This window comes from Sphingomonas sp. PWP1-2 (assembly GCF_049898305.1).
Taxonomy (GTDB): Bacteria; Pseudomonadota; Alphaproteobacteria; order Sphingomonadales; family Sphingomonadaceae; genus Sphingomonas; species Sphingomonas glacialis.
In genome coordinates, this window is sequence record NZ_JAFCXM010000004.1 from 468,484 (window position 1) to 487,329 (window position 18,846).

An 18,846-nucleotide genomic window follows, 5' to 3' on the forward strand; every position below is an offset into this window, starting at 1 on the left:
CCGGACGGTCTCCCTTACTGGTTTATTACGATTGATCGAGCTGGCCGACATTCAGGGTCACGGAGCACGGTATTGCTATCCCGATCCCGTTCGACATTGGCCCTGAGCTTTGCAAGACCACGCCGCACCCAGCTCTTCATCGTTCCGACCGGCACACCATGTTGTTCTGCCAATTCATTGTAGGTGAGGCCTTCGAGAAACGCGCTGCGTATTGCATCGCGCTCTCGCTGATCGAGGGCATCGAGGCATCGCAAGACGCGGCAATTTTCCCGACGCGAACCGGCAATCAGTTCGGGATCGTCAGCAGGATCGACCACGCCGAGTCCATCCTCCAGCGGCGCTGCGCGCCTAATGCGTTGGGCACGACGCCAATCGATCGCCCGATTGCGGGCGATGACGGCGAGCCAGGTTATGGGACTTGATCGCCCCGGCTCCCACGCTCCCGCCCGTTTCCAAATCGTCATGTACACCTCGTGCAGGATGTCCTCGGCCGCGGTACGTTCACCACACACACGCAGGCAAATGCCGAACAGTTTCGCAGATGTCAGCTGGTACACATCCTGGAAGGCTTGCCGGTCCTGCTCCCCAGTTCGTATGAGCGCTTCTGCCAAGTGCGTCCGCGCTATATCTGCCGCCTGTACGCCCGCTCCGGCAGCAGACGATTGAGAATCTGCCTTGTCAAACACGAGACCGTCGAGCACTTCCAACGCCGTTCTCCCAATCGCCGATGCCGCAAACGGATCAGGTGGCGTTGATCCGGCCATTAATGCCCTCGGGAAAGAAACCGCCCATCGTGATGCCGACTGAAGGGTTGGCGAAAGCGATGTTCAAGACATGCGCAGTCGTGCGGCTGAATGCGATTGAGTTTTCGTTGGCCGGGACGATGTTGGCCTGCCCACTGATGCTGATCGCTTGGTCGAGCATCTCCGGACCGTCGAGCATATCGCGTAGGTCGGAGATACGCTTTGCACCATCCTGCGCCTGCGACCCCATCTTGTAGAGTACCGACCGGACGACCCCGGCGTGATACGCCTCCACCGCGAGGATGCCCGCGGCGGCAGTCAAGATTTTGCGACTCTTAAGCAAAGGAGACGCGCCTTTGTACGCTGTGACGCCGACGTCCTCGAACAGCATAGCGCCGAGGTAGAAGCTGATTTCATCAGCAAAGGGATCAAAGCCCGCGCCAAGCCCCGCCGCTTGCGCGACGGCAGCAAAGCCAGCGCTGAAATCGATCGTTGCTCTTGCGACCGGCGTATCGACGGCGGTGCGCAGGAAATTGACGTGCGCGACTTCGTTACGAGCGACGTCCTCCAGAAAACCGCGCCGCACTGGTGTGCTGAACGTGACCTTACGCCCCCCCCGCACTTGGCCGCCAAGCGTCGTGCTCATCGTCTGGTCGAGCGTCAGGCCTGTCACGCCGCGCGCATAATATTCCGCTTCGAGATATTCGAGGTTGAGCGCGAAGTTTAGAATGTCGCTATCGCTATAGCGCATGGCTGCGGCGTTAGCGGAGACGGCCGCGCCGACAGCAACGGTTGCAGTGGCGAGGACCGCACCGCCGGTGAACATGGTGCGACGACTTGGCTTTTCGGGAGCATCGTAATCAAGGGTCTGGGTGGTTGGCATGGGAACCTCCGGAGAACGCTGAAAGGAACTGCGAACGTCAACAAGTCAGGTGTGCAGCACGACGCCGTTGAACCCGCGCGGGAAAAAGCCGCCCCGCCGCTTGTTCTTTTCCGGAGTGAGATAGACGACATTCAGCACCTGCTGTGGCGTCCGGTGGAAGGCGAGCCCGTTCGCGTCGCTGGGCGCGATAATGATCTTGTCACCGCCGCCGATTGCCGCCTCGGTCGGGGTCGGACCATCGAGCGTGTCGCGCGCCGCCGAGATGGCATTTGCCTTGTCGATCGTCGCCTGGCCCATCTCGCCGATCTGGCCCCGGATGAGACCACCGTGATAGGCTTCCACTGCGAGGATGCCGGCTGCTGCTTCCAGCGAAGCCCGGTCGGACACCAGCTTTGCTGCGCCGGCATAGGCGGTCACGCCGACGTCCTCGAAAATGAACGCGCCAAGTAAGAACGACTCTTCGTCCGCGAACGGGTCAAAATTGTCGCCTAGCCCCGCGGCGGCGCCCGCCGCGCGGAACGAGCCTTCAAGATCGATCTCGGGACGACTCATCTCGATCAGGGGTGATTTGCGGATCGTGCGACGCAGGAAGCGGACGTGGTTGCGTTCGTCGTTGGCGATCTCCGCAACGAATTCCGCGATGTAACGGCTATTAAAATTGACCTTGCGCCCGCCGGTGACGTTGCCCGGCTTGGGACCAAGCAGGTCGGCGCTCAAGCCCTCGCCAGTTAAACCGCGCGAATAATATTCAGCCTCAAGATATTCGAGGTTGAGCGCGAAATTGAACACCGCCGGGTCGGTCAGCGGACTGGGCGTCAGCGCCAATCCGATCGACTGGGGAATGAGGTTGGCGCAACCGCTCATACTTGCGCCAACAATCGTCGCCATCATTGCGCGGATCGTGTGCCTCCGGCTGAGCAACGCCAAATGATCGATCATGGTCGGCCCTTCCGAAAGTCGATGCTGCATCAGGACAGGCGCGACGGGCCGCACCTGTCCTATGCAACTTTGACATTATTTGGTGCAGGAACGGACATATTGACCGTAATCAGTTAATTGCGCTGATCGAGATCAATTTATAAATTCTGTGCGTTGGGCTCGGTTTCGCATTTGGTCTGGGGTGAGTATTCAGCGTTCAATCTGCCGCTTGAGCGGCTGTGGCAGCAGCATATTTGACCAGCTTCATCTATCCATGCGACGTGTGAAGACGGCGCTCATTATGGTCCATCGGCCACGCCTCGATTTTGGTTCGGACGTCTGCCATAGACAAAACCAATATGCGTTTAGGCACTCATCGCGGAGGCGACCGTTGCCATGATCGGACGACTTACCCGGCAGCTTCGTGACGGCAACGATCCACAAAACGGCCATTCAGCCCCGCCCCGCCGCTTCCCCAAAAGCGGTCACTCATTCATCCTGAAATTCGACCCTTCTCAGCGAGCGCGATCTGTAGCCCGAGCGGTATAGAGCGCGACGGAATTCGAGGTCTTTTCCTGCGTGAAGGAGGACCGATGTACCGCTTTCATGAAGCTCGCCGCAAATGTCGCAGATGCATTGGGGCCATGTATGGTCCGGGATCGTTAAGCCGTTCTAGGTAACAAGAATGAGATGAGATGCACCAAATTAACCGCGGCACGGGCCACAAACTGCTGCTGGTCCACGGTCTGGGCGCAAGCTGGCGATCGTGGAGCCCTATTTTGGACTCGCTAAGCGTCAGCCGAACGGTGATCGCAATTGACCTGCCAGGACATGGCGCGACCCCGGCGCAACAAGATAGTGGTACTTTTGACGGCTTGGTCGGTAGTGTCCAGCGCTACATCGCGGAAAACAGGCTGGCCGGAATCGATGTCGTCGGCAGTTCGATGGGCGCGCGGATCGTGCTCGAACTTGCTCGCCGCGGCGTTGTCGGCAACGTCGTCGCGCTTGACCCGGGAGGGTTTTGGCGTGGTTGGGAGCGAACCTTTTTCAAAACCACGATCGGTCTCTCGGGCCGCTTGTTGCGGGCAATTCGACCCGGTCTGCCGATGCTAAGCCGCAACGCGGCGTCGCGCACAGCACTGCTGGCCCAGTTGTCAGCGCGCCCGTGGGCGCTTGATCCTCAGTTCGTGGCGACTGAGTTGATAGCTCTCAGTACGACACCGACATTCGATGCGCTGGTTCATGACCTCGCGGCCGGACCCGAACAGACCGGGCCTGCTGCCGATGGCACCGGCCGGATCGTGATCGGGTGGGGCAAACATGACAGGCTCTGCCTGAAGAGGCAGGCGGTGCGTGCAAAAGCTGCGTTTCCGTCGGCGGAACTGCACTGGTTTGAGTCCAGCGGCCACTTTCCAATGTGGGACATGCCGGAGGAGACGGTCGACGTTATCCTCGGCGCAACGCAGTAAGACATCGAGGATTCGCCGGCAGGCTGCCTAATGCTTGCGTAGGCGCCGCCGATACTCCTCGGCTGGCCAATCGCTCGCGAGCCAAGTGCGGTATGACCCACTTGCAGACGCTTACGGTAGCTGAGGCGCTTTGCGGATCCGGACATGCGTTTATGCGATTGCCTCAATAGAATTTGGGCCGGTAGTCGGGCGTGACGTCTGTGGCGACCGCTCAGTTAGGCACGAACGCCATGGCGGCAGCGGCGACTGCCATTACTGCCGTAGCGATCCAGCCTAGCGTCAGCAAAAGCGGCGAAGCCACGAAGTTTCCCATCGTCTTTTGACTCGAGACGACGATCATCATGCCCACCATGATCGGTACGGCGACCACGCCGTTGATCACGGCGCTCCAGAATAGCGCCTTGATGGGATCGAGCGGTGACCAGTCGATCGCGATGCCCATGACGGTCGCCAGACCGATCACTGAGTAGAATCCCACCGCCTCGTGCGGCCGATTTCCCAGGCCGCATTTCCAGCCATACGCCTCGCCGACCGCGAACGCGGCCGACCCGGCCAGAACGGGGACCGCCAGCAATCCAGTTCCGATAATCCCGATACTGAAAAGCAGAAAGGCGAACTTGCCTGCGACCGGCTGGAGTGCTTTGGCGGCGTCCGCGGCGGTGTTGATTGTGGTGGTGCCGGAAGCGTGCACTGTCGCCGCAGTGGCGACGATGATCGCGATCGCGACCAGATTCGACACCGCCATGCCAAAGAACGTGTCGAGCCGCATGCGCGCGAACTCACGACGTGCTTGCTCGGGCGCGTCGATCAGCGCTTCCGCCGCCGGATCTTGCGCGACCTCCTCCACCTCCTGCGCGGACTGCCAGAAAAAGAGATAGGGACTGATCGTCGTGCCGAAGATCGCGACGATCGTGGTGACGGCCGCGACACCCCCGATCCTTGGCCACACCAACCCTATCCCGATCGAACGCCAATCGAGCTTGATCATGAACAGGACGGCCAAATAAGCGAGCAACGTCAACGTCAGCCATTTCAGCAGATGCGCATAGCGTCGATACGGCACGAAAAGTTGCAGCACCAACGAGAGCAACGCGAAGCCGACGGTGAATGCGTGGCCACCATAGCCGACCGTAAGCTCCGCCGCGTCCCCCATGGCAGCGAGATCGGCCCCAATGTTTATGGTGTTGGCGACGAACAACAGTGCCACGAGACCGATCACGAGCGGCCGCCAGAGGACGGTGCCCATGTTCTTGGCTAGCCCGCACCCCGTAACGCGCCCGATATGGGCACTGATCAACTGGATCGCGCTCATCAGCGGATAGGTCAGCACCATCGTCCAAAGCAGGCCAAAACCGAATTGGGCACCAGCTTGCGAATAGGTTGCAATGCCACTTGGGTCGTCGTCGGCGGCACCGGTGATCAGGCCAGGGCCTAACTTTTCGAACAACACGATCGAATGCAGACGCCGAATAGGTTTCACAAACCGAAACCCGCAGGCAGCATTATCTTGCCGGCTGGCTTCGGGCGCCGGATAGACCGCGAGCGCCGGATCGACCGTAAGCTGCGGTATGGCGCAATCACTTCGCGGCCCGTTTCGATTTCGGCTCTGGCAGCGGCAATTCGCTGGCCGTGATCCGCGCCAGCGCGGTCATCCAATCGCTATCATCCCAGTGGTGGGCCGCGACAAGCAGGCAGGGCTTGGCCCCGGGGTAAGGCGGCGCCTCATCGACCGTGCCGGCAAAGTTGCGCCCGCCCGCGGTCGGTTTGACGAATAGCTGATCGTCACACACCATCGCGATCATCTTGCCGTCGCAATAGAGTCCGTATTCGCCGAACATCGGCTTGGCATGCAAGGTCCCCGCATTGGCGATCTGATCGACCAGAAATGCAACGATTTCCGGGTCCGACGCCATACCACCTCCTGAACCCGGTGCTTGTCGGACAACGTAATTGAACCGTCCACCGGAATATACCGGATGTCGGGTAGATCGCAGGCGACGTTGAGCGGCAACGAATCCGACCGTGCAGCAATTTGCGAACGCCGCACGTACTATTCAGCGCGATGCTGTCAGGAGTTCGGTCGTGTTTGAAATCTGCTGGGTCGATGGCGACATTTTGAATGTCCGGATGTCAGGCTTTTTCTCGCTCGGCGAAATGAAGGCGCTCGAGGCCGAAACCGAACATCTTCTCCGCCAAAAGCCTGCCGGCCCATTTTTCGGCTTGGCCGAAATCTCCCCGCTGCCGGTGCAGCGGCCCGACGTTGTTTTTCGTTTGCGCGATCTCCTGTCCACGCTGCGGACGGCTGGGATGGCGAATGGAGCGATGGTCGTCCAGAGCATGCTCGTAAAACTGCAGACACGCCGTGCCGTGGATACGGGACGGGCGGCCTATTTCGATAAGCAGGAGGACGCGGTCGCATGGCTGGCGACGCGGCGGGATGCAATCAAATCGGGCTCAGCCACTTAGAGGCTTTAATCGGCGACCGCGCTCGCTTTGAAATGTTGATAGGGAGCGCGGTTAGGGCCTCGCCGCTATCTCCTCAACCAACCAGATTGCTGTCACGCAGTTGAGACGAGCGGTTGGCGAGTAAGCTCGTGATTTTCAGGTAACGACTGGCGCGGATGACCTATTCGTGGACATTGGCTGCCATATGACTGCCTTCCAAAACCGGACGTTCACTCAAGTGCAGGGCGTTGCACGGATACGCTAAATGCCATCCAGTGGCGTTGCGCAGAAAGGCGCGCGGAGAATCTGGTCATTGCCGCGTTGAAGGGTGTTCGATCCACGCCTGCTTCGCCATCTCGGCTGCGGCGAGATAGGTTATGACGATCGCGCCAAGACCGAGGGTAACCGGCCACCGGGGCGGGACGAACCCGAACCAGGCGCCGAACGGCGTGAACGGCAGGGCCATCGCGACGACCAGCGCGCCGAGCGATGATGCCGCCAGCCACGGCCGGGGCAGATCTCGCCATGGCCGGCCGTTGGTGCGGATGACGAAGATCACGAGGATCTGCGTCGCCATGGATTCGAGGAACCATGCTGTCCGGAACGTCGGCGGCGCGGCATGGAACAGGAAGACGAGGCCACCGAACGTCAGGAGGTCGAAGACTGACGAGAGCGGTCCCATGATCGCCGCGAACCAGACCAACGCCTTGAGGTCCCAGACCTGCGGCCTGGCAACGGCTTCGGGTCGGACGGAGTCGAACGGGATTCCGATCTCCGACACGTCGTAGAGCAGGTTGTTGAGCAGGATCTGCGTCGGCAGCATGGGCAGGAACGGCAGGAACAGCGATGCCGCGGCCATCGAGAGCATGTTGCCGAAATTCGAACTCGCGCCCATCCGCACATATTTCAGGATGTTGGCGAACGTCCGCCGCCCCTCCTCCACACCGTCGGCGACCACCGCCAGATCGGAGTCGAGCAGGATCATGTCGGCGGCTGCCTGCGCGACACCTGTCGCACCCGCGACCGACAGCCCGACATCGGCCACCTTCAGCGCCGGCGCGTCGTTGATGCCGTCGCCGAGATAGCCGACGACGTCGCCCCTGGCCTGGAGCGCCTTGACCAGCCGCGACTTCTGATCGGGCGCGAGGCGCCCATAGGCGTCCACGCTCTGGACCTGGACCGCGAGCGCGTCGTCCGAGAAATTGGCGATGTCGGCGCCCGACAGCACGCGATCGGCATTGAGCCCGACCAGTCCGGCGAGGCGCTTCACCACGACCGGATCGTCGCCGGACAATATCTTCAGGCGGATTCCGGCAGCAGTTAGGCGCGCGATCGCCGCCGCCGCGGTCGGCTTCGGCGGATCCTCGAACGCGCAGAGCCCCTCGAACACGAGGTCGGCTTCATCGGTATCGGCAAGCTCGTGCGGGTCGCCGTGCCAGACGCGCGATGCCACCGCGACGGCGCGCTGGCCGGCTTCGGCGAGGGTGTGAACCTGGGAGAGCGCGGCGGACCGCGCGCCCTCGTCCATGACGACCGTCGCGTCCGCACCCCGGCTGGAGGCACAGAGCGCCAGCACGGCTTCGGGCGCGCCTTTCACGATGAGCAGACTGCCTTCAGGTCCGGTCGCTAGCACGGAGCCGAGCCGCCGCGTGTAATCGAAGGCGCGGCGCTGCAGCGACGTCCAGCCGCTCGCGGCATCGGCGACGCCTGCGATCAGGGCGGCATCCATCGCGCCGCGATCACCGCCGAGCGTCGCGGCGATCGCGCCGAGCCGCGCAGCACGCGGATCGTCGTCCCCGGCGGGGCCGATGCTGCGAGCGAGCTTGATCTCGGCCGAGGTCAGCGTGCCGGTCTTGTCGGTGCAGAAAATCGTCATGGCACCGAGATCGTGGATCGAAGCGAGCCGCTTCACGATCACCTTCCGCTTGGCCATCCGCACCGCGCCACGCGACAGTGTCACGGTCGTGATCATCGGCAGCAGTTCGGGCGTCAGGCCAACCGCCAGCGCCACGGCGAAGAGAAGCGACTGCAAGAGCGGCCGACCGAAGAAGACGTTGATCGCCAGAACCACTACCACGAGCGCCAGCGTGAGCCGAGCGGTGAGGAGCCCATAGGCGCGAAGGTCACGCTGGAACGGCGACGCGACCTCGGTTTGAGAAAGCGCGGTCGCAGCCGCGCCGAACAAGGTCGCGGCACCCGTCCCGACGACCAGTGCCACTGCTTCTCCCGTCTGGATGACGGCGCCTCGAAAGAGACCGTCAACGGCTTCCGCAGCCGTCGTGCCGGTCACCACGCCCGGCTTCTTCTCGACGGGATAGGGTTCGCCGGTCAGCGCCGCTTCGTTGGCCGTGCAGGCCGACGCGGTGAGCACGAGAGCGTCCGCCGGTACGATGTCGCCAGCACGTACCCGGATCACATCCCCGGGCACGACCGTCTCGACCGGCAACTGCAGGAAAGTACCGTCGCGCTTGACCTCGGCCTTGAGCGCGACCGACCGCCGAAGCACCTCGGCGGCTTGCTCGGCATGGCCTTCCTGATACGTGTCCAGCCCCACCGAAAACGCCAGGATGGCGACGATGATCGCGCCGCCGATCGCGTCTCCGGTCGCGATCGACACGATGCCGGCTGCCAGGAGGATGAGCGACAGTGGCTCGAGGAGCCGCCGGAGGATGGCGCGCACAGGATCGACCCGGCGATGCTCGGCATCCGCGTTCTGGCCGTAGCGCTTGAGCCGCTCTGCGGCATCGGCCGCTCCGAGACCATCCTGACCGCAGCCCAGCAGCTTGCACTGTGCGTCTGGAGACAGCGTCCAGAAGGGCGGAGAGGCCGAGGAGGAGGCCGTCGACGTCATTGCGAAGCGCCGCTTATTCGGCGGGCGACAGCAATGCCGGGGCCGGCGATGCGGTAGCCGTCATCCGGGTTACGAGCAGGTCGTACGCGACGGCCAACCCCTTATGGGCGTCCCGGGCGCATACATCGCCCGCACATCCTGCCGCGGCGTGCGACTGCCGAGCGCGAAGCGTAAAATAGGCGAGTTCCGAAGCGGTCTTCACGGCAATCTCCCGACAAGCGGGAGCACGAACGTCTCTCAGTCGCTGGATGCCCGTAAGTGCCTCGGCGATGTCATCACGATACAGGGAGTTACGACCGAACGCGAACGATTTAATTTCAACATGACTGTATATTCGGCAGCGCCATATTCTTCGCTTGTTCGTTGAAGAACTGCGCGTGGATCAGCCGCCGAAACAAACATGGGTCGTATTTGCTCCGAGCGACAACCAAGAACCAGCTAATTCTTAGCTTAAGTTAATTGTTCAGTATGGCTTCCCGACCGGAGATGCGGAAATGACCGACGCCCTGACCGCCGAACTCGCGGGCAAGATGGATGCCTATTGGCGCGCTGCAAACTATTTGTCGGTCGGGCAGATCTACCTGCGCGACAACGCGCTGCTGGAGACGCCGCTGACGCTGGCGCACGTCAAGCCGCGGCTCCTCGGCCATTGGGGAACGACGACGGGGCTGAACTTCCTCTACGTCCACCTCAACCGGCTGATCGTCGAGCATGATCTCGACATGATCTACGTCATCGGACCCGGGCATGGCGGACCGGGACTCGTGGCGCACACGTATCTCGAAGGGTCGTACACCGAGCTGTATCCGGCGATCGAGCGCAACCGGGGCGGCATGCAGCGGCTGTTCCGGCAGTTCTCCTGGCCCGGCGGCATTCCGAGCCACGTCGCGCCCGAGACGCCGGGGTCGATCCACGAGGGCGGTGAACTCGGCTACTCGCTCGCGCACGCCTACGGCGCGGCGTTCGACAATCCCGATCTGATCGTCGCCTGCGTCGTCGGCGATGGTGAGGCGGAGACCGGCCCGCTCGCGACGAGCTGGCATTCCAACAAGTTCCTGAATCCCGCGCGCGACGGCGCCGTTCTGCCGATCCTGCACCTGAACGGCTTCAAGATTGCCAATCCGACGGTGCTGGCGCGCATTGGCCGCGAGGAGCTGACCGACCTGCTGCGCGGCTACGGCCATGAGCCGTTCTTCGTCGAGGGCGACGATCCCGCGCTCGTCCACCAGCAGCTCGCCGCCACGCTCGACACCGTGCTGGAGCACATCCGCGCGATTCAGGCCGAGGCACGGGCGCCCGATGCGCCAGCGGGCGGGGCGGCACGTCCGCGCTGGCCGATGATCGTGTTCCGCACGCCCAAGGGCTGGACTGGGCCGAAGGAGGTCGACGGCAAGCCGGTCGAGGGCACGTGGCGCGCGCATCAGGTGCCGATCGCGAGCTTCAAAGACCCGGAGCATCTCGCCCAGCTCGAAGCCTGGATGCGGAGCTACAGGCCCGAGGAGCTGTTCGACGCCGACGGCAAGCTGATCGAGGAGCTGGCGGCGCTGGCGCCGACCGGGCATCGGCGGATGGGCTCTAACCCGCACGCGAATGGCGGGCTGCGTCAACCGCTGGCGATGCCGCACTTCCGCGATCATGCCGTTGCGGTGCCATCGCCCGGCAGCGTGACGGGCGAGGCCACGCGCGTGCTCGGCGGCTTCCTGCGCGAGGTGATGCGGATGAGCTTGCCGGACGCGAACTTCCGCTTGTTCGGCCCGGACGAAACCGCGTCGAACCGGCTGGAGGCGACCTACGATGTCTCGGGCAAGGTCTGGATGGCCGAAATGGCGGCGGTCGACGAGAACCTATCGCCTTCGGGCCGGGTGATGGAGGTGCTCAGCGAGCATCTCTGCCAGGGCTGGCTGGAGGGCTATCTGCTCACAGGCCGTCACGGCTTCTTCTCCTGCTACGAGGCGTTCGTCCACATCGTCGATTCGATGGTCAACCAGCATGCAAAATGGCTTAAGGTCAGCGCGAAGATCCCGTGGCGCAAGCCGATCGCGTCGCTCAACTACCTGCTTACCAGCCATGTGTGGCGGCAGGATCATAACGGCCTGTCGCACCAGGATCCCGGGTTCATCGATCATCTGGCGAACAAGAAAGCGGATGTCGCGCGCATCTACCTGCCGCCCGATGCGAACTGCCTGCTCTCGGTCGCCGACCACTGCCTGCGCAGTCGCGGCTACATCAACCTCGTCGTCGCCGGGAAGGAGCCCGAGTGGCAGTGGCTGACGACGGACGAGGCGGTGGTGCATTGCGCCGCGGGTGCAGGTATCTGGCAGTGGGCGAGCGACGATGGCGAGCCGGACGTAGTCATGGCGTGCGCCGGCGACGTGCCGACGCTGGAGACGCTGGCGGCGGTCACGCTGCTGCGCGACTATGTGCCCGGCATCCGCATCCGCGTCGTCAACGTGGTCGATCTGATGGTGCTGGAGCCGCAGTCCGAACACCCCCACGGTCTGCCCGATACGGATTTCGACGAGCTGTTCACGACGGCCACGCCAGTGATCTTCGCCTTTCACGGCTACCCGGCGATGATCCACAAGCTCACCTATCGCCGCCGCAACCACGCCAACATCCATGTCCGCGGCTACAAGGAGGAAGGCACCACCACGACGCCGTTCGACATGGTCGTGCTCAACAACCTCGACCGCTACCAGCTCGCGCTCGACGCGATCCGCCGGATCCCGCGCCTCGCCGATCGCGTCCCCGCAGAGACGCAGCGCTACTGGACTGTAATGGAGCGTCACAAGCTATACGTCGCCGAGCACGGCGAGGACATGCCGGAGGTCCGTGACTGGCGCTGGTCGCGATGATCGTCCTCACGCTCAACAGCGGATCATCCTCGCTCAAGTTCGGCCTCTACCGGGTCGAGGATTCTGATCTCGACCTGCTGATGACGGGAGAGGTGGAAGGCGGCGAGCTTCAGGCGCGGGATGCGCAGGGCGTAACACTCTCCGGTTCACCGATGTCTGCTGGGACGACCGAAGCGGCTATCGAGGCGATCGTCTCCCTGCTGGCTGCGGCGAAGCTGCCCCCGCCGGACGCCATCGGCCTCCGGATCGTGCATGGTGGCCCCAAGCTCCTCGCTCATCGCCTGATCGATCACGACGTGGAGCGCGACCTCGAACTCGCCGCCGCCATGTCGCCGCTCCACGCTCCCGCCGCGCTGGCGATGATACGACTCGCCAAGGCCAGCTGGCCGCGGGTACCGCAGGTCGCATGCCTCGACACCGCGTTCCACTCCGACATGCCCGCGCTCGCGCGGACGTTGCCGATCGCGAAGGAACTCCGGGCGCTTGGGATGCAGCGCTACGGTTTTCACGGGCTGTCCTGCGAGTCGGTCGTCCGCCAGCTCGGCGCGGCGCTGCCGTCGCGCACGGTCGTCGCCCATCTCGGCAGCGGCGCCAGCGTCACGGCCATTCTCGACGGTCGGTCGGTCGATACCAGCATGGGGCTTACGCCCTCGGGTGGCGTCGTCATGGCCACGCGCACCGGCGACCTCGATCCGGGGATCCTGATCTACCTGCTGCGCGAACGGTCCTTAGATGCCGCCATGCTGGAGGACATGATCGACCATCGTTCAGGGTTGCTCGGTATCTCCGGCCTGAGCGGCGACCTGCGGCAACTGCACAGAGCAGCACCCTCGAACCCCGACGCTCGCTTGGCCATCGCGATGTTCTGCATGTCGGTGGCAAAGGCGATCGCGGGCATGACCGTGACGCTGGGCGGTGTCGATGCGATCGTGTTCACCGGCGGCATCGGAGAGAATGACACGGCCGTGCGGGCGGCAGTCTGCGATCATCTCGGCTGGCTGGGCGTGAGCCTCGCGGATGATCGCAACGGAAATGCGGCACGTCGTGTCGACACCCCCGGCTCGCGCTGCGAAATCCATGTCCTGCCCTCCCTCGAGGAGGATCAGATCGCACGGCACACCGCTATGCTCGTGGAGATTTGAGGCTGTACGAATGTGAGAGATTGCCGTGTTTCAGATGTCGCTGATAGAAATGACGTCGTTGTCATTATGTAACGACCCAATTCCAACGTAACAGGGCGCGAAACGGAACAGCCTGGTTCCATGCCCCAAATTACCGTCGCCCTCGTGATAGCCCTCGCGGACTTCGGCGCCGCCAGCGGGATCGAGGTGATGGCCAGACGTCGCGGGTCCGCGATCTCGGGGGCGGGAGAAGTCGTGGCGTCGATGGCGGGAGTGGCCTACTTCGCCTTGATCGGCATGACGGTTTTCGTCTCGCAGTTACAAACTTCGATTCCGACCATAGCGCTCGGGATGTTCGGAACCGCCATGCTCGTAAAGCTGTTGCCCGCACCCTGATATGGGTGGTGTCCACCGCGCTCGTGGGGATCGTCGGGACGGCGCTATACCTCTTCGCATGAGGATCTATCGCAGCGAGAGTGACCTGGGCAAATGTCAAACCTACGCGGCCACCGCGCTAACGCTGTCTAAATCCAGTCTCGCCACTTGAACCACAGCAGCGGCACGATCACGGAGACGGCGCACAGCGCCAGAGCGTAGGGATAGCCGTATTGCCAGGAGAGCTCGGGCATGTGCTTGAAGTTCATGCCGTAGACGCCGACGATCAGGACGGGTGGCACGCCCACGACCGACACGACGGTGAGGACCTTCACGACGTCGTTCTGCGCGATGCTGATGAACCCGGTTGCGGCGTCCTGGATCAGCTGGACGCGCGCGGACAGGCTGGCCTCGAACTCGTCGAGCGAGGCGATGTCGTGCCGCACCGCCTCCAGCCGTTCACGGATGTCCGGCTCGATCCGCGGCGTGCAGCGATCGAGCATGAACGTCGCCACCCGCCCGATGCTGAGGAAGGTATAGCGGACCCGGGAGGTACGATCGCTGACCTGACCGATGCGGCGCATCGCGTCGCGCAGCATCGTCGTCTCCTTGCTAAGCTGGCGGAGCTTCGGCTCATCGAAGAACACGGACTGCGACGTGTCGTTCACGACACCCGCACCGCGTTCGAGATGATCGGCCGCGCGGTCGACCAGCTCCTCCAGCAACCGCGTGAGGATCTCGGCGGGCGGGATGTCGGGCTTGTTGCCGATGTCCGTCGCGACCGCATCGAAAGCCGCAAGCTCGACGAAGCGCACCGTAACGCATACCTTGGGGTTTAGGATGAAGCCGACCGGCGCCAATTCCCAGCGTTCGGTCTCGGTGCCCGACAGGAGCGGGGCGCTCATTCGCAAGGTGTCGCCCTCCGCGCGTAGCCGACTGCTCGCGTCGATCCGGGTCAGCTCTTCCATCGTCGGAACGGCGATGCCGAAGCCGTCTCGCACCATGTCGCGCTCGCGTTCGTCGGGATCGATCAGGTCAATCCAGCGGCAATTAGGCGAAAGCGACCGGTCGTCGCTGGCTGGATATGAACGGAGCACGATCTGCTTCTACGACGGCTAGAAACGCGGCGAAAGCCTGATGCGCCTGCCCGTCGGCATCCGTTCCGCCCCTTCGCGGAGGATCATCGCATTTATCACTGCCATTAAGATTAGCGACCGTTTTCAAACGGACAAAAACGTCTCACACCAGTGTCACCGAACGGCATACTCTTCTGGAAGGTAGGGCGTAGCTATCTGGCAGAGCTCAGCGGCGATGGATCGAATGGAGCCGCTCGACGTTGGTGCTCAGTCGCTGTTCAATCTCTTGAGCGTACGTCGCAAGTGAGGTTGTCGTATGACCGACCAAGACTCGCTTATCCATCACGATCTGGCGCTGCGACCTGATCCTTCGCGGATAGGCTTAAAACGTTCGAGTCCGACGAATACAGACGAAACGCGCGCGAATCCTATAGCAGCGCGGTTCATGTCGATCGGGGACGCGGACGACGCTTCGATCCTTGGCCAGGTCATAGCCGCCGCAGGCGAGTGGAATCGCAACCTTCCTGCGACGCTCCTTGCGTGGTCCGAGCAAGTGCGCCTTTACCTAGCAAGATTCGCATCCATCGCCGAAACAGTGTTCGAGCCGTGTTCGATAGCGGGTGCTCGATGCAGCCGCCCTGATGCGGTCCTCAGATAAATGATCGGCTGCATCTCTTGGTTATCCAGCGACCGCAAGCGGGCTGGAACGATACCGTGTTGCGTCAGAAATGGCGGCGGATGCCGAGCAACCCACGGAGACATACTATGAGCGGACGGCGTAGCTGGTCAGCGATCGTTTTGGGATTGATCATCGCCGCGATTGGTCTCGTGCTGGCTATCGGTGGCGCTTGGCTAGCGGTGCTGGGCGGCTCGGTTTATTACCTTGTGGCTGGCGTCGCGATGCTCGTCGCTGGCGTACAGTTGGCGCGCAGCCGGATGATCGGCGCCTATATCTATATCGGCATCGTCGTGCTGACCGTGCTGTGGGCATTCGTAGACGCGCGTAGCAATTTCGTCTGGGCGCTGGTCCCGCGCATCATCGCGCCGATCGTGCTGCTGATCGCCACTTTCCTGGTCATGCCCACGTTGAGCCGCGCGGCGAATCGCTGGAAGCTGGCGGGCGGCGGCATCGCCGCGGTCGTCGTCGCAACCGCCGCCTTGTTTACCGTACTCGGCACGCAGGGCGAGGCCGTCGCCGCGCTGCCCACCGCCAGTTCACGGGGAATGATGGACCCGTCAGGCATCGCGGTCGGTGCCGACTGGCCCGCTTATGGCGGAACCGGCGCGGCGCGGCGGTATTCGCCTTTGACGCAAATCAATTCCGGCAATGTCGGCCAGCTCCGTCAAGTCTGGCTCAGCCACACCCGCGACATGCCGGCGACTGCCGCCGCCGCCAAGATGTACGGCGCGGAGACGACCCCGTTGAAAATCGGCGATGCGCTTTATCTATGTTCTGCCAAGAACATCATGATTTCGCTCGACGCCGCCACCGGCAAGGAACGCTGGCGCTACGACCCCAAAGTCAAGGACGAGTGGATTCCGTATACGGCGGCCTGTCGCGGGGTTAGCTATTACAAAAATCCCAATGCCGCTCCCGGTGCCGCCTGCGCCGAGCGCGTGATCGAAGGCACGCTTGATGCGCGCCTGATCGCGGTCGACGTCAAGACCGGCATTCCTTGCGCAGATTTCGGCACCAACGGGCAAGTCGATGCCAAGACCGGCATGGGAAAGGTCTTTCCCGGCCTGGTCTCGATCAACTCGCCGCCGGTCATCATCCGCGGCATTGCCGTTACCGGTCACCAGACCACCGACGGGCAGGAACGTTGGGAGCCTTCGGGCGTGATCCAGGGTTTCGACGCCGTCACCGGCAAGCTCCGCTTTGCGTGGGACATGAAGCATCCGGAATGGAACGGCTACCCGCCCGCCGGGCAGGAATGGTCACGCGGCACGCCCAACATGTGGACGATCGCGAGCGGCGACGAACGGCTCGGCCTCGTCTATCTGCCAATGGGTAATTCGACCGTGGATTACTGGAGCAGCATGCGCTCGCCGGTCGAGAACGCTTACGCCACCTCGATCGTCGCGCTCGATGTGACGACGGGTAAACCGCGCTGGAAGTTCCAGGCGGTGAAGAACGACGTGTGGGATTACGACTTCGGCAGCCAGCCGACGCTGATCGACTACAAAGGCACGCCGGCGCTGCTGGTCTCGTCCAAGCAAGGCGACATGTATGTGCTCGATCGTGCCACCGGCAAACCGCTGACGCCGGTCGGTACGATCAAGGTGCCGACCGACGGCGTCGAGCCCGGCCAGCGTTCGCCGACGCAAATCGTTTCGCGGTGGCAGACGCTGCGCAGGGACCCGCTGACCGAGCACGACATGTGGGGGATGTCGCCGATCGACCAGATGATCTGCCGCATCAACTTCAAACGCGCGAGCTACAAGGGCTTCTTTACCCCGCCTGAAGTCGACCGGCATTCAATCGAATATCCCGGATACAATGGCGGCACCGATTGGGGCAGTGTGGCGGTCGATCCGGCACGTGGTGTGATTGTCGCCAATTACAACGATATGCCCAACTACGTCCGCCTGGTGCCGCGCGCGGCGGCGAACAAGCAGGGATGGTTCACTCGCGAACAGAATGCCGACCTGAAGAAGCACGGCAAGGCCGTAAGGTTCGAGCCCGGTGCCGAAGGGGCGGGCGATCCGCAGGCTCAGACGCCCTACGCCGTCGACGTCAACGCCGGTTGGGTGATGCCGTTTACCGGTATGCTGTGCAAACAGCCGCCTTACGGTGGTATCCGCGCGATCAATCTCGCCACCGGCAAGACGCTTTGGGACCACCCGTTCGGCTCGGCGCGAGAGAACGGGCCGTTCGGCATTCCCAGTCGGCTTCCCGTCACGATCGGTACGCCCAACAACGGCGGCGCGGTGGTGACAGCGGGCGGGGTGATCTTCGTAGCGGCGTCGACCGACAACCTGTTCAAGGCGATCGACCTGAAGACCGGCAAGATACTCTGGCAAGTGGCGTTGCCCGCCGGCGGCCAGGCAACGCCGATGGTCTATGAACAAGGCGGTCGCGAATATGTCGTGCTGGTGACCGGCGGGCACCACTTCATGAAGACGCCGATTGGCGATCAAGTGATCGCTTGGGCGCTGACCTAGACCTGAACTGAGGAATAGCCACGCCGCTGGCGTTCCAGTCGCCGCCCACCATGCCCCAATGTTCACGACGTACTCGCAATCGTGGCAACCTTCCGTTTGGACGGCGTTCCAGACTGCTTGGGCGACCGCCTAAAGCGGCGGTCTGGCTGTTGATCGGCGTGCAAAGGGACCCTCATTTCGATGGTTTAGACAGCGGCCTAGGAATTCTCAGGCGACGAGATCGGGATGTTGGTGGTGGAGACGGTGGTTCGGATTCGGCGCGAGTACGTCGGCGGCAAAGCGATCAACGAGATCGCGCGGGATCTGCGTTTCTCGCGCAAGGTAATATGGAAGTTGATCCGGGCGCCGGAAGGTGCGTTCGACTATCATCGTTCGGGGCAACCGCTGCGGCGGATCGGACCGTATCAGGAGCGGCTCGATACCTTGCTGGCGCAGAACGAGGCGCGGCCTCGCCGTGATTGGCTGCGGATGACGCGCATCCAAGATCTATTGCTGCGCGAAGGCTTCGAGGGATCGTACAATGCGATCCGGCGCTCCGCGGCGCGCTGGTCTGAAGCGTGACGCAAGGACCCGGGCGATGGCGTGGCGGCGTTCATCCCGCTGCTCTTCAAGGCGGGCAAGGCATACCAGTTCGACTGGAGCCGCGAAGACGTGGAGATCGCGGGCAAGCCGATGCGCGTGAAGGTCGCTCACCTGCGGCTGTGCGCGTCGCGTGCGATCTACGTCCTTGCGTAGCCGATCGCGCATGAAGCGCACCGAAAAGGAAGAGCGAAGGAAGGCCGCCGCTGCTCCAATACTATGCCCTACAAACGTGTCCAAGGGCGAGTGTCAACGCCGGTCGGATTCCAGGCCAGCGGGGCGGAGTAAAAGCAGGCCATTGTTGATGCGGGCCTGACGATATGAAGAGGGCCCCGATCGGGGCCCTCTTCATATCGTTGTCGTCGT

General features: G+C 62.9%; 13 protein-coding genes and 2 pseudogenes. 7 read left to right on the top strand and 8 right to left on the bottom strand.

The genetic code is table 11. The annotated features are described in order from the left end of the window. Nucleotides 1-14 precede the first annotated feature (14 nt). From ACP7C5_RS13220 to ACP7C5_RS13235, 4 genes and pseudogenes are all read right to left on the bottom strand, one after another. Nucleotides 15-626 carry a sigma-70 family RNA polymerase sigma factor gene (locus tag ACP7C5_RS13220; protein WP_426264626.1) on the bottom strand — a complete coding sequence of 204 codons (612 nt, stop codon included), beginning with the start codon at nt 624-626 and terminating at the stop codon, nt 15-17. Nucleotides 627-741: 115 nt separating this feature from the next. Beyond that, on the bottom strand, nt 742-1,626 hold the full coding sequence (locus ACP7C5_RS13225; RefSeq protein WP_426264599.1) for a ferritin-like domain-containing protein: 885 nt from the start codon (nt 1,624-1,626) through the stop codon (nt 742-744). A gap of 45 nt (nt 1,627-1,671) precedes the next feature. Continuing rightward, nucleotides 1,672-2,565, bottom strand: a complete 894-nt coding sequence (locus tag ACP7C5_RS13230) for a ferritin-like domain-containing protein (protein WP_426264600.1) — start codon at nt 2,563-2,565, stop codon at nt 1,672-1,674. Nucleotides 2,566-2,812: 247 nt separating this feature from the next. Further along, a pseudogene (locus ACP7C5_RS13235) lies at nt 2,813-2,961 on the bottom strand (integrase core domain-containing protein); the annotation flags it as partial. Nucleotides 2,962-3,239: 278 nt separating this feature from the next. On the opposite strand from ACP7C5_RS13235, the gene ACP7C5_RS13240 reads away from it, so the two are divergent. Beyond that, nucleotides 3,240-4,013: an alpha/beta fold hydrolase gene (locus tag ACP7C5_RS13240; protein ID WP_426264601.1), complete on the top strand. Its 774-nt coding sequence runs from the start codon at nt 3,240-3,242 to the stop codon at nt 4,011-4,013. Nucleotides 4,014-4,224: 211 nt separating this feature from the next. Here the strand turns inward: ACP7C5_RS13240 and ACP7C5_RS13245 are convergent, their stop codons facing one another. Both ACP7C5_RS13245 and ACP7C5_RS13250 read right to left on the bottom strand, forming a co-directional pair. Continuing rightward, nucleotides 4,225-5,463, bottom strand: a complete 1,239-nt coding sequence (locus tag ACP7C5_RS13245; RefSeq protein ID WP_426264602.1) for an NRAMP family divalent metal transporter — start codon at nt 5,461-5,463, stop codon at nt 4,225-4,227. 127 nt (nt 5,464-5,590) lie between these two features. Then, nucleotides 5,591-5,926: a TfoX/Sxy family protein gene (locus tag ACP7C5_RS13250; RefSeq protein WP_426264603.1), complete on the bottom strand. Its 336-nt coding sequence runs from the start codon at nt 5,924-5,926 to the stop codon at nt 5,591-5,593. A 109-nt stretch (nt 5,927-6,035) separates the two neighbouring features. Here ACP7C5_RS13250 and ACP7C5_RS13255 point away from each other — a divergent pair, with 109 nt between their 5' ends. Further along, entirely contained in the window at nt 6,036-6,479 is a 444-nt protein-coding gene (locus tag ACP7C5_RS13255; RefSeq protein ID WP_426264604.1) for a hypothetical protein, read from the top strand. 289 nt (nt 6,480-6,768) lie between these two features. Here ACP7C5_RS13255 and mgtA read toward each other — a convergent pair whose 3' ends face one another. After that, complete coding sequence (mgtA, locus tag ACP7C5_RS13260; protein ID WP_426264605.1) at nt 6,769-9,309, bottom strand: magnesium-translocating P-type ATPase; 2,541 nt, start codon at nt 9,307-9,309, stop codon at nt 6,769-6,771. Between the two features lie 494 nt (nt 9,310-9,803). Between mgtA and ACP7C5_RS13265 the strand changes: the two genes are divergently transcribed. The 3 genes from ACP7C5_RS13265 (at nt 9,804) to ACP7C5_RS13275 (ending at nt 13,681) form a co-directional block, all read left to right on the top strand. Continuing rightward, the gene (locus ACP7C5_RS13265; RefSeq protein WP_426264606.1) at nt 9,804-12,164 is read left to right on the top strand and encodes a phosphoketolase family protein; all 2,361 of its coding nucleotides are present in this window, start codon (nt 9,804-9,806) and stop codon (nt 12,162-12,164) included. Then, nucleotides 12,161-13,306, top strand: coding sequence for an acetate/propionate family kinase (locus ACP7C5_RS13270; RefSeq protein ID WP_426264607.1), 1,146 nt, complete (start codon nt 12,161-12,163; stop codon nt 13,304-13,306). The genes ACP7C5_RS13265 and ACP7C5_RS13270 overlap by 4 nt, the downstream gene beginning before the upstream one ends. Nucleotides 13,307-13,426: 120 nt before the next feature. Further along, nucleotides 13,427-13,681, top strand: a complete 255-nt coding sequence (locus ACP7C5_RS13275; protein WP_426264608.1) for a hypothetical protein — start codon at nt 13,427-13,429, stop codon at nt 13,679-13,681. A 128-nt stretch (nt 13,682-13,809) separates the two neighbouring features. Here ACP7C5_RS13275 and ACP7C5_RS13280 read toward each other — a convergent pair whose 3' ends face one another. Then, on the bottom strand, nt 13,810-14,757 hold the full coding sequence (locus ACP7C5_RS13280; protein WP_426264609.1) for a CorA family divalent cation transporter: 948 nt from the start codon (nt 14,755-14,757) through the stop codon (nt 13,810-13,812). A 744-nt stretch (nt 14,758-15,501) separates the two neighbouring features. Here ACP7C5_RS13280 and ACP7C5_RS13285 point away from each other — a divergent pair. Together ACP7C5_RS13285 and ACP7C5_RS13290 are read left to right on the top strand one after the other, a co-directional pair. Next, nucleotides 15,502-17,901: a membrane-bound PQQ-dependent dehydrogenase, glucose/quinate/shikimate family gene (locus ACP7C5_RS13285; RefSeq protein ID WP_426264610.1), complete on the top strand. Its 2,400-nt coding sequence runs from the start codon at nt 15,502-15,504 to the stop codon at nt 17,899-17,901. A gap of 225 nt (nt 17,902-18,126) precedes the next feature. Further along, nucleotides 18,127-18,633: pseudogene (locus ACP7C5_RS13290) on the top strand (IS21 family transposase); the annotation flags it as partial. Nucleotides 18,634-18,846 lie beyond the last annotated feature (213 nt).

What these genes read in the sequence shown, in the direction of transcription:
- ACP7C5_RS13240 (WP_426264601.1), top strand. Translation starts at nt 3,240, where the DNA reads ATGCACCAAATTAACCGCGGCACGGGCCACAAACTGCTGCTGGTCCAC.
- ACP7C5_RS13230 (WP_426264600.1), bottom strand. Translation starts at nt 2,565, where the DNA reads ATGATCGATCATTTGGCGTTGCTCAGCCGGAGGCACACGATCCGCGCA.
- ACP7C5_RS13225 (WP_426264599.1), bottom strand. Translation starts at nt 1,626, where the DNA reads ATGCCAACCACCCAGACCCTTGATTACGATGCTCCCGAAAAGCCAAGT.
- ACP7C5_RS13250 (WP_426264603.1), bottom strand. Translation starts at nt 5,926, where the DNA reads ATGGCGTCGGACCCGGAAATCGTTGCATTTCTGGTCGATCAGATCGCC.
- ACP7C5_RS13285 (WP_426264610.1), top strand. Translation starts at nt 15,502, where the DNA reads ATGAGCGGACGGCGTAGCTGGTCAGCGATCGTTTTGGGATTGATCATC.
- ACP7C5_RS13270 (WP_426264607.1), top strand. Translation starts at nt 12,161, where the DNA reads ATGATCGTCCTCACGCTCAACAGCGGATCATCCTCGCTCAAGTTCGGC.
- mgtA (WP_426264605.1), bottom strand. Translation starts at nt 9,309, where the DNA reads ATGACGTCGACGGCCTCCTCCTCGGCCTCTCCGCCCTTCTGGACGCTG.
- ACP7C5_RS13275 (WP_426264608.1), top strand. Translation starts at nt 13,427, where the DNA reads ATGCCCCAAATTACCGTCGCCCTCGTGATAGCCCTCGCGGACTTCGGC.
- ACP7C5_RS13265 (WP_426264606.1), top strand. Translation starts at nt 9,804, where the DNA reads ATGACCGACGCCCTGACCGCCGAACTCGCGGGCAAGATGGATGCCTAT.